We start from the raw sequence: 11,313 nt of genomic DNA, 5'->3' as shown, positions 1-11,313 counted from the left end.
CTTATGGCTACAGCACAAAAGGACAAGTTTGTCATGGAAGTGATAACTGGCATTTAAAGAACCAGAGCAATGCGATTGGTAGCCATTATCAATGGAGAATTGTTTGCCTTACGCTTATATGATGGTTCTATTAACAGCGATATTTTCTCTCATTGGGTGAGAGAAGCACTGTTACCTGAGTTACCTAAAAACAGTGTAATTGTCATGGACAATGCCGCTTTTCATAAACGCAGTGATATTCAAGCAATCATTGAAGAGCATGGGCATGAGATAGTTTGGTTACCCCCTTATAGTCCAGACTTAAATCCTATTGAAAAGATGTGGGCTTGGATTAAGCAAATACGCAAAGAATGGCGGATGGATTGTATTGATACTTTATTCTTTTATCTGCTTTGGATTGGGTTGGGCTTTAGATGATTGCACTATAGTCAAAGGCTAATAAAAGAGTCATAGAAATTAGATCGCTATTTCAGTAATAGTATGTGTGCTTACTTTATTCATCTATCTTAATACTGAGTAGCCTTTCACTATAGCCAACTTCTCAAAAAAATGCATACAACGTTAACTAAATATTCGATTTGAAAACAGTATCCTATTTAAAAGTGCCGTATGTGTTTTTTGGGAAGTTGGCTATATTAGGACGTAAAAATAAGTTTTGTTCAGATGTAGAATTATTCAGCTATAACGCTTACTTTTATAATTTAATTTTTATAAAATTATTCTATTAAGTTGAGGTTTTTATATTTCTATTACTATAGATAAATAGAGATTTTGATGTGTATAGCTAAATATCTTTAACTCGCATATAGCATTGGTTCGCTTTTTCATACTGATGTGTGTTGCCTGTGGCTCGTTGAACGGTATGTCATCTGAACTTACTTGGCTATATTGATTGATATTTTGCTGATTTTATTAACCTATATCTGTGTAATATATTTTTGAATAACTACTAGGGAATTTATGATGGAAAAATTTGTTAAAGATGCAGCAGCTCTATTGGTAGCTGTAGGTGGTAAAGACAATATTCGCGCAATTACACATTGTGTAACTCGACTGCGTTTTGTACTCGGTGATCCGAGTAAAGCTAATATTGTTGAAATTGAAAAGTTACCAACGGTCAAAGGCACTTTTACGCAATCAGGACAATTTCAAGTCATTATTGGTAATGAAGTTTCAGAATTTTATAATACTTTTACGAAACTTGCGGGTATTGATGGCGTTTCAAAAGAGGCTGTGAAAGACGCTGCTAAGGCGCAACAAAATTGGCTGCAAAGAATAATGAGCGCATTAGGCGAGATTTTTGCTCCTATTATTCCAGCTTTAATTTGTGGTGGTTTGATTTTGGGTTTTCGCAATGTTATTGGTGAGATTGCGATGTTTGATGGAAAGACTTTAGCGCAGATCAGTCAATTTTGGCAAGGTATGTATAACTTTATGTGGTTAATTGGGGAAGCGGTCTTTCACATGCTTCCAATAGGCATTGTTTGGTCGATTACGCGTAAAATGGGAACAACGCAAATTTTAGGTATTGTTTTGGGGGCTACTCTTGTTTCTCCGCAATTATTGAATGGTTTTGCGGTGGCTTCAACTGAGAGCGATAAAATTCCTGTATGGGATTTTGGTTTTTATCAAGTGCCGATGATTGGTTATCAAGGTCAAGTAATTGCTGCTATTTTAGCGGGCTTTGTGTTGGTTTATTTAGAGCGCTTTTTCCGACGAGTTTCACCTGCGGTTATTTCTATGATTGTTGTGCCATTTTTCTCATTAATTCCTGCGGTGTTAATTGCGCATACGATTGTTGGTCCGATTGGTTGGACGATTGGAGATGCTATTGCTAAAGGTGTATACAATGGTTTGCTTTCACCGTATGGGGTCTTATTTGCAGGTGTGTTTGGCTTTTTCTATGCGCCAGTTGTCATGACTGGTTTACATCATATGACCAATGCGATTGATACGACATTGAGTAGTACGTTTGGAGGCACAATTTTATGGCCAATGATTGCACTTTCTAATATTGCTCAAGCTTCTGCGGTCATAGGTATGTCGCTTTTGCAACGAAAAAATGCTCAGGCACAGCAAGTGAATATTCCAGCAGCAATTTCAGCTTATTTAGGGGTAACAGAACCTGCATTATTCGGGGTGAATCTAAAGTATGGCTTTCCTTTGATTTGCGGGATGGTTGGTTCAGCAGTTGCAGCAGTGATTTCGGTAGGCTTTAGTGTTCAAGCATTTAGTATTGGGGTTGGTGGATTACCGGGAATTATTTCTATTAAACCGCAATATTGGACAGCTTTTATTTTTGCAATGTTAGCCGCGATTGTCATTCCATTTGTTCTGACTTATTTGGTGGGACGAAAAAAATTAGCAGCAGAAGCCTTATTAGGCGCTGAAACTGCTCAGCAACAAGAAATAATAGCGGTTAAAAATGAAGAATTTATCGTTCCAATGACGGGTAAATGTTATGCCATTGAAGAAATCGAGGATCAAGCATTCGCGTCTAAGTCTATGGGAGATGGCATTGCCATTGATTTATCAGAAGGTAAAGTGATTGCGCCTTATTCAGGAGTAGTCGAGGTTGCTTTTCCAACAGGACATGCTTATGGAATTGAATGTGATAATGGTCGTGAAATTCTCATCCATATTGGGATGGATACGGTAGAGCTAAATGGAGAGGGTTTTACAGCGTATGTTAAGCAAGGAGATCGCGTCAAACAGGGAGATTTGTTGGCTGAAGTAGATATTGAATATGTGAAATCAAAGCAGAAATCGCTGATTTCTCCGGTTGTATTTACCGACGAAAATCCTGTCTCAATTTATCAACGAGGCGGTGAATATGTAACACGCGGCGAAACCAATATTTTACAAAGTAAATAAATATCAATTATAGAGAATATAGGGATTTTTATGTATTTTCAGGATAAAGTGGTATATCAAATTTACCCCAAATCTTTTAAAGATACGACAGGCAATGGTCTTGGTGATATTAACGGGATAACAGAAAAATTAGATTATTTAGCTACTTTAGGCGTTGATTATCTGTGGTTATGCCCAATTTATCCCTCTCCCCAAAACGATAATGGCTATGATGTTGCAGATTATCGCGCGATTAATCCAGAATACGGAACCATGGCAGATTTTGAACGCTTATGCCAAGAAGCAAAAAAACGACAAATCCATATTATGCTAGATATGGTGTTTAACCATACTTCTACTGAACATCAATGGTTTCAAAAAGCGCTGGCAGGAGAAAAGGAATTTCAAGATTATTATCTTTTCAAACAGGGGAAAAATGATAAACAGCCTCCCAATAATTGGCAGTCAAAATTTGGTGGTTCTGCTTGGGAATATGTTGCGCAACTAGATAAATGGTATCTGCATCTTTTTGATGTTACACAGGCAGATTTAAATTGGGAAAATCCTAAAGTAAGACAAGAAATGGCAGAAATTGTCAACTTCTGGCGTGAAAAAGGCGTGCATGGCTTTAGATTTGATGTTGTAAACCTAATCTCTAAAGGTAGCTATGAGGACGATCCTAATCATTTTGATGGCCGACAATTTTATACCGATGGTCCAAAAGTTCATCAGTATCTACAAGAACTTAATCAAAACAGCTTTGGGCAAGATACAGAGAGTTTTACTGTTGGTGAAATGAGTTCTACAACATTACCCAACTGTATCCGCTATTCAGGAAAAGACACGCATGAATTAAGCAGCGTATTTACTTTCCATCATCTAAAAGTTGACTATAAAGATGGTCAAAAATGGCAGTTAAAACCTTTTGATTTTCTTGAGTTAAAACGTTTAATGAATGATTGGCAAATTGGCATGGCTCAAGCAAATGCTTGGAATGCGCTATTTTGGTGTAATCATGACCAACCGAGAGCTATCAGTCGCTTTGGTGATGATAAAAATTACCCTTATCAATCGGCGACTATGTTAGCCACTACCCTGCATATGATGCGTGGTACACCTTATATTTATCAGGGAGAAGAAATAGGAATGACTAATGCCTATTTCACAGATATTGAACAATATCGTGACATTGAAAGTTTAAATATTTATCGTATATTGCGTGAGCAAGGAAAATCTTCTGAAGAAATCATCACCATCTTGCAAGCACGTAGCAGAGATAATGCTCGAACGCCTATGCAATGGAATGCAGAAAAAAATGCGGGATTTAGTTTGGTTAAACCTTGGATTCAAGTTAACGAGAATTATCACAAAGTTAATGTCGAACAAGCGCTAAATGATAAAAATAGCATCTTTTACTATTATCAAAACTTGATAAAACTTCGCAAAGCATATCCAGTCATTCAACAAGGAGATTATCGCCCTTTATTGATTGAGCATCCTAAGATTTTTAGCTTTAGACGCCAATATAAAAATCAGAAACTAATTGTTATAAGTAATTTTTATCCTGAGCAAATAGCTATTCCTCTTGAAAATAGATTTTTATCAGATTATAAAATATTGTTTTCAAATTACTCTAGAAAGGATTTTACTAATAATAAGCTCGCGTCATATGAGACGAGAGTATATTATCAAGAATAAAAATTAGGTAGTGGTTTGAAAAGTATGCTAGAATTTATCAAACCATCTAATGATAGTTAAACATTTAAATATCAATATATTAAAAGGATTATTTTTTATAAGAGTATATTTAGCATACTTTTTAAACCACTACCAAAAATTATTTCTACTTCTTTATCTATTTAGGTTGCTTTCTTTATTAACGTCGCATGCTGGTTCCAGCAGAGATATGCCCGCCACCATTTGAAATACTAGTAGATGTTCCAATACTGCCATAAACGGAAGAAACACCACTTTGGTTGCTAATACCAATAGAGTTTCCGTTATGGCTTCTATGTTGTACGTCATAAACGGTATGACTGTTGCAAGCGCTTAATAGGCTTATTACGCTGAAAATGATAAGTGCTTTTTTCATGATATTTTCCTTTTTAAAGAATAGTGGGTAGGAGTTTTTGTAAATAGCCACCGAAGATAATTAACCATAACATGATAATTGCCGCCAATAAAATTGGTTTAAACCCAGCATGCTTAATGGCAATAAAGTGTGTTGTTAGTCCTAGAGCAGCCATTGCCATAGTTAGTAAGAATGTATCAACAATTTTTAAAATGGAAACAACTGATACAGGAAGTAAATGTAAAGAGTTAAAACCTGCTACCACAATAAACCAAACGGCAAACCAAGGGATAACGACTTTGGTTTGATGATTAGCCGTTTCATTTTTTTTTGCCCAAAACCAAGAAAGCCATATTAGAAAAGGCGCTAACATCATAACTCTAATCATTTTAACGGTTACAGCGGTATCAGCCGCTGTTTGTCCAATAGTAGCACCGGCAGCATAGACTTGCGCGACTTCATGAATAGTCGAACCAATATATATGCCAAATATTTGTTCACTCATTTGCCATAGGTTTAGGCGATATAATTCGGGATAAATAAACATCCCTAATGTGCCAAAGATAACAACGGTTGCGATGGCAACAGCGGCTTTATCACTTCCGCCTTTAACTACAGGATCAGTTGCAAGCACAGCAGCCGCGCCACAGATACTGGCACCAGCGCCCATTAGGGCGGTGGTTTCATCGTCTAAGGCAAAGAGTTTTTTACCGAGTATCCAAGTGAGGCTAAAAGTTGTTATAACGATAAGTGCATCCGTTATGATTCCTTCCATACCGACAGCCATAATTTGTTAGAAGGTTAGATGGAAGCCATAAAAAATAATGCCTAGGCGAAGCAGTTTTGCTTTGGCAAAATTAACGCCTAATGAATATTTTTCGGCAATTTTGGGATAAAGGGTATTTCCTATTAACATGCCAAAGATAATTGACATGGTTACCGCGGAAAAACCGATTTGATGAATAAAGGGAATTTTTGCAGATGCTATTCCAACAAAGCTAATGATTGCCGTGAGAACAATTCCTCTCCAGAAGTTGGCATGCATATTTGTCTCCAAAAATAACGTTATATAATAGCTGAAATATTAGACATTTGCATTGATTATTCTGCTATAAAGTTATAGATAACTTTGTTACTATGCGTGAAATTTTTAGAATTAAATCATAAGATGCGTGTTGTTAGTTTTTTATTATTTTTGATATCTGGTTGGTCTATAGCGGCATGCTATTTGCCAGATACGTTTAAAGCAGCTGATAAAGCAGTTTTAATTTCAGACGTATCTTTACCAAAATCTGAGTGGACGGTTTTTAATCTTTGGGCGGCGTGGTGTGCGCCTTGTCGTGCTGAATTACCTATTTTAGATAAAGTGGCTCAATCCGAAAAACATCCGTTTACAATTTTTGCGCTAAATTTAAATGATGGTGAGGCGGTTGCGAAAGAGATTTTTGGAGATTTAAAGATAGAACATTTAGCACCAATGAGTACAGCAGAAACAGATTTATTATCAAAATTAGATGTAATTGGATTGCCCTATACGGCAATTTTGTATCAGCAAAAAATTATTGCTGAGAAAAATGGCATCTTGAATGCTAATGATATTAGTGCAATAGATGCTTTTATCAACTGTTATAAAGGAAATCAATGATGAAAAAACTCTCTTTCTTATCATTAGCATTATTTGCAGGTGCTGCAATGACACATGAAAATAAAAATACTTTGGGTGATTGTGTTATCCAAGAAGTGTTGCCGGGTAAGCAAATGACAGCAGCATTTTTTACTTTGCATCATAATGGGCACACTCAAAAAATTGTCGGTGCTGAAATTCCTGATGTAACCGACCATGTTGAATTGCATACCATGAAAATGCAAGACAATGTCATGAAAATGGAAAAAATAGATGATTACACGGTTGAAAATGGTGAAACAAAATTTGCTAAAGGCGGAAACCATTTAATGTTAATGGGAGTAACCAATTCACCAGAAGTAGGAAGTAAACATACGATTACTTTAACTTTTGATGATGGCAGTAAGGCGCAATGTGAAGCGCAGGTTAAATCAGTAGATGAGATTTTGAAAACAGCAGAGGAAAATACAATTTCTGATAGTAATACTCAGTAACATTAAGGACTTTATTTTTGCGCTAAAACAGCGTATTTTAATTAACCTCATCTAATAAGATGAGGTTGTTTTTTAGAAAAATGAGGTAAAAGTGAATAAGAGAACGTTAAATCGAGATTTGTTATTAACGGGGAAATATCGACAGAGAATTGTCAAAGCCAAAAAAGGAAAAGGCAGTTATCAACGCAAAGAAAAACACCGCAATCTTCAAAAAATTAGCGGTGTTTTTTTATGGATATTAAAAAAGTTTCTAGCTAACACCAGACCATAGCAGTAAGGCAATGAGTTGAGGACTCATAATTCTTAAGAACATCACTAAGGGATAGACGGTAGCATATGATAAGGCAGCTGCGCCACTGTCTTCACGAATGTCATTTGCAAAAGCGAGCGCGGGAGGGTCTGTTGCTGCCCCTGCTAAAAGTCCACAGATTGATAAATAGTTTAGATTGAAATGGTATCGAGCAAAACAGCCGACAACAAGTAGAGGAATCAGGGTAATAATTGCGCCAAGCGCCATCCATTGTAAACCGTCGCCATGAACCAATGTATCGATAAAATGTCCGCCTGATTTAATCCCTATGACAGAAAGGAAAAGGACAATGCCTAATTCTCTAAGCGCGAGGTTGGCAGACGGTGGCATAAACCAATATAGCCCACCAATACTGCCTATACGACCTAATAGAAGTGCAACGACAAGTGGTCCGCCGGCTAAACCTAATCTGAGGGGGACGGAAAGTCCGGGAATAGAAAAAGGAACAGAACCAAGTAAAACCCCTAAAGCAATTCCAATAAAAACAGGTAACATTTGGACTTGTTGTAGTTTTTGTTGAACATTGCCAATAACGCTACAAACGGCTTCAATACCTTCTTGAGAACCTACTAAATTAAGGATATCACCAAACTGTAATGTAGTTGCACCAGTGGGAACTAGTTCAACTCCTGCACGGTTCAGTCTTGAAATAACGACTTGATAACTTTGATTGATATTTAAATCACGAATTTTTTTTCCTAAAACTTGTTCATTTGTAACGACAACGCGTTCGGAGCGATAAGGTGTTCCGCGTGTGCTTAGAGAAATATTTACTTCTTCTCCAACCACTAGAGCAGTTTGTCGTAAAACAGAAGATTCGCCGACAATATGTAAAAAGTCACCAACATGAAGTGCTGTCTCTTCAGTAGGAATAAGAAATTCTTCACCGCGTCTTAAACGAGAGCAAACAACCTTATGTGTATCAAAAATAGGGATTTCCTGAAAGCTATGACCGTCTAGATTGGCATTAGTGACTCGCAGGTTCATAGAGTCTAATTCAGTATTTTCTCGATGCGACTCTTTTGAAAAACGCGTGGCTTCATGGTCTGGATTAACTTTAAAAATCGCACGAATGAGCCACATGGCTAATAAGATACCGCAAATACCAAAAGGATAAGCAACCGCATATCCCATCCCCATGGCTTCTGTTGTACCATTAAAACCAATTTCGTTAAGAATTTGTTGTCCTGCACCTAAAGAAGGGGTGTTTGTTACTGCACCTGAATAAACGCCTAATATCACTGGTAAAGGAAGCTTAAATAACCAATAGATAAGAACGGTTAAAGCACTTCCCAAAAAGACAATGCCAGCAGCCAGTGCATTTAAACGCAGCCCTGATTGACGCAAAGAAGCAAAAAAGCCTGGTCCAACTTGAATGCCAATGGTATAAACAAATAAGATGAGTCCAAACTCTTGGCAGAATGTCAGAATGGTGCTATCTAGTACTAAACCATATTTTTCTCCGTAAAGATGAAGAAAATGTCCGACAAAAATTCCGCCAAAAAGGACACCGCCAATACCTAAACTAATTTTACGAATTTTAAAGTTTCCTAACCACAAGCCAATCATGGCAACAACGGCAAGAAGCACAATGGTCATCGCTAACGCATTCATACGAATTCCTAAAAAAATATAAATAAATTTTATCAAATTTGATAATAATAAAAAATATCCTAGCTTCGGTTTATTGATAGGTCTGTTAAAATATAGCGCTGTTCAAAATCATGATAAGGATTACTTATGCATCCAATGCTTACCATTGCCCGTCGTGCTGCTGATGAAGCAGGTAAAGTTATTCAACGAGGTTATCGAGAGCTTAATAAAATACAAATTCACGAAAAAGGGCGAGGTGATTTTGTCAGTATTGTGGATCAGCAAGCTGAGCAGGTGATTACCAATGTTCTCATAGATAAATATCCTGATCATGCGATTTTGGGTGAAGAATTTGGTGCTTCAGCGGATAAAGAAGCGGACTATCAATGGGTAATTGATCCATTAGACGGTACAGCTAATTTTGTTCATGGTTTACCGCATTTTTCGGTATCAATTGGTTTATTAAAAAAAGGGGTTCCGGAAATAGGTATTGTTTATAACCCAATAACGGATGATTGGTTTACCGCAGAAAAAGGTGGTGGAGCGCAGTTAAACGGTCAGCGGATTCGGGCGAATACACAGCGTGATCCAGGACGTGCGGTTGTCGCTACTGGATTTCCGTATAAAGACCCAGAATTGATGCCAGAGCAATTAGCTTATGTGAAGTCTGTTTTAGAAGATTTTAGTGATTTACGCCGTATGGGAGGCGCTGCACTAGATTTCTGTTTAACCGCTTGTGGCAGACAAGATGCCTTTTTTGAGTTGGGCTTACGTCCTTGGGATATGGCTGCTGGAATTCTTATTGCACAAGAAGCAGGTTGTATCGTGACAGATTTTTCTGGTGAGAAAAATATGTTAGAAAATGGCACAATTATTTGCGCAAACGCGCATCTTTATCCTGTTTTAGATAAAGCGCTACAGCGTGCTCGTCGTAATTTACTAAATAATGATTAGGGATGATATAAGGGTGCTAATATGAACTATCTTGAAATTTTAGAAAAATTAGTTTCCTTTAATACCATTTCTAGTGAAAGCAATTTGGAATTGATTGAGTGGATAGAAAACTATCTGGATCAATTTGAGGTCTATCATGAGCGCTTATCTGATAAAGACGGATTACCAAAAGCCTCTTTAATTGCCAGAATTGGTAACCTCGCAGAAGGTGGATTGATTTTTTCTGGGCATACAGATGTCGTACCAGTCAATTCCCAACCTTGGACGGATAATCCTTTTGCTATGCGTCAGAGCGCAGATAAGTGTATTGGTCGTGGCGTTTGTGATATGAAAGGATTTATTGCTTGCGTGTTAGCAGGCGTTCCACAATGGGCGCAGCTATCAGCGCATTTACAGAAGCCAATCTATTTTGCCTTTTCTTATGATGAAGAAGTGGGATGTGATAAAGCACCCGCTATTGCTAAACGCATTAAAGAAATGGGTGGGGGAGAGGCATGGGCAATTATTGGAGAACCCACACTGATGCAGCCTGTTGTCGGGCAAAAAGGTATCGTAAATATTCGTACGGTCGTTACCGGTCAGTCAGCGCATTCTTCGCAAATTTTGCATCAAGGGGTTTCTGCGGTTCATGAAGCCGCTAAATTGGTGACGTATATTGAGCAAGTCATGCAAGATTTACAAGAAGACGGTGAGCTTGATTTGCAATTTAATGTCCCTCATAGCTCTTTGCATGTTGGAATGATACACGGTGGTATTGCGCATAACGTTTTAGCCAGAGAATGTTATTTCGATTGGGAAATTCGCAATCTTCCTAGTCAAACATTAGACAGTATTATGGCAAGAGTTGATGCCTATGCCGATACTTTAACGGCTGCTAATCCGGCATTGATGATTAAAACGGAATATACCACGCCAATCGTCCCCGGTTTAGAAAATAGAGATAATATGGGCTTATTAGCTTTGGTTCATCAATTATTGCCTGATGCTCATCCTGAATGTGTGGCTTATGCGACTGAAGCAGGGCAGTTTCAAGAAGCTGGTTATCAAGCTATCATTCTCGGACCGGGAAGTATTTTACAAGCCCATCAGCCTGATGAATGGATAGCGATTGAGCAATTAGAACAGTGTTACCAATTTTTATTGGCATCGGTAAAAGCGCACTGTCAAAAGTAATTTTTATTGAGTTCCGGAAAATTTATGGTTAAAAATACCTTTTCCGGATTTTTTAGAATTATTTTTATAGCTAAATGTCTTTAACTTGCATACAGCGTTAGCTCGTTTTACCGTACTGAGGTTGGTTGTCTGTGGTTCGTCAGTTTGAGATCTTTGCAAAAAAAAACATAAAATAGAGAAATTTTAATTTTTCAAATTTTGAAAATATATTAAAATCATGGCGTTAATTTTTCTACTAGTA

The 11,313-nt window shown here is 37.5% G+C and carries 10 protein-coding genes and 1 pseudogene; 8 read left to right on the top strand and 3 right to left on the bottom strand.

Annotated elements, in window-relative coordinates; translation table 11 throughout:
• The first annotated feature begins 69 nt into the window (after positions 1–69).
• The 3 genes from A5N85_RS01370 (at position 70) to treC (ending at position 4,551) form a co-directional block, all read left to right on the top strand.
• Entirely contained in the window at positions 70–417 is a 348-nt protein-coding gene (locus tag A5N85_RS01370; RefSeq protein ID WP_072575618.1) for a transposase, read from the top strand.
• 546 nt (positions 418–963) lie between these two features.
• A complete protein-coding gene (treP, locus tag A5N85_RS01365; protein ID WP_072575617.1) occupies positions 964–2,874 on the top strand; it encodes a PTS system trehalose-specific EIIBC component in 1,911 nt (636 codons plus the stop codon).
• Between the two features lie 30 nt (positions 2,875–2,904).
• Complete coding sequence (gene treC, locus A5N85_RS01360) at positions 2,905–4,551, top strand: alpha,alpha-phosphotrehalase (RefSeq protein WP_072575616.1); 1,647 nt, start codon at positions 2,905–2,907, stop codon at positions 4,549–4,551.
• Positions 4,552–4,729: 178 nt separating this feature from the next.
• Here treC and A5N85_RS01355 read toward each other — a convergent pair whose 3' ends face one another.
• Complete coding sequence (locus A5N85_RS01355) at positions 4,730–4,945, bottom strand: hypothetical protein (RefSeq protein WP_072575615.1); 216 nt, start codon at positions 4,943–4,945, stop codon at positions 4,730–4,732.
• 13 nt (positions 4,946–4,958) lie between these two features.
• Positions 4,959–5,993: pseudogene (locus tag A5N85_RS01350) on the bottom strand (YeiH family protein).
• Positions 5,994–6,065: 72 nt separating this feature from the next.
• Between A5N85_RS01350 and A5N85_RS01345 the strand changes: the two are divergent.
• From A5N85_RS01345 to arfA, 3 genes are all read left to right on the top strand, one after another.
• Positions 6,066–6,569 carry a TlpA family protein disulfide reductase gene (locus A5N85_RS01345; protein WP_143143145.1) on the top strand — a complete coding sequence of 168 codons (504 nt, stop codon included), beginning with the start codon at positions 6,066–6,068 and terminating at the stop codon, positions 6,567–6,569.
• Positions 6,566–7,042: a copper chaperone PCu(A)C gene (locus tag A5N85_RS01340; RefSeq protein WP_084601515.1), complete on the top strand. Its 477-nt coding sequence runs from the start codon at positions 6,566–6,568 to the stop codon at positions 7,040–7,042. Before A5N85_RS01345 ends, A5N85_RS01340 begins: the two co-directional genes overlap by 4 nt.
• Positions 7,043–7,133: 91 nt before the next feature.
• Positions 7,134–7,313 (top strand): alternative ribosome rescue factor ArfA, encoded by a 180-nt coding sequence (gene arfA, locus A5N85_RS01335; RefSeq protein WP_072575612.1) that lies wholly within the window; start codon positions 7,134–7,136, stop codon positions 7,311–7,313.
• Here arfA and A5N85_RS01330 read toward each other — a convergent pair.
• The gene (locus A5N85_RS01330) at positions 7,293–8,966 is read right to left on the bottom strand and encodes a putative transporter (protein WP_072575611.1); all 1,674 of its coding nucleotides are present in this window, start codon (positions 8,964–8,966) and stop codon (positions 7,293–7,295) included. The genes arfA and A5N85_RS01330 overlap by 21 nt on opposite strands.
• Before the next feature lie 126 nt (positions 8,967–9,092).
• Here A5N85_RS01330 and A5N85_RS01325 point away from each other — a divergent pair, with 126 nt between their 5' ends.
• Together A5N85_RS01325 and argE are read left to right on the top strand one after the other, a co-directional pair.
• Entirely contained in the window at positions 9,093–9,899 is an 807-nt protein-coding gene (locus A5N85_RS01325; RefSeq protein ID WP_072575610.1) for an inositol monophosphatase family protein, read from the top strand.
• A gap of 21 nt (positions 9,900–9,920) precedes the next feature.
• On the top strand, positions 9,921–11,072 hold the full coding sequence (gene argE, locus A5N85_RS01320) for an acetylornithine deacetylase (protein WP_072575609.1): 1,152 nt from the start codon (positions 9,921–9,923) through the stop codon (positions 11,070–11,072).
• Positions 11,073–11,313 lie beyond the last annotated feature (241 nt).

The sequence above is a fragment of the Suttonella ornithocola genome (genome assembly GCF_001889065.1).
In the GTDB taxonomy this organism is placed as follows: domain Bacteria; phylum Pseudomonadota; class Gammaproteobacteria; order Cardiobacteriales; family Cardiobacteriaceae; genus Suttonella_A; species Suttonella_A ornithocola.
The sequence above is the reverse complement of the archived record's forward strand: the minus strand, read 5'-3'. Positions and strand labels throughout refer to the sequence as shown.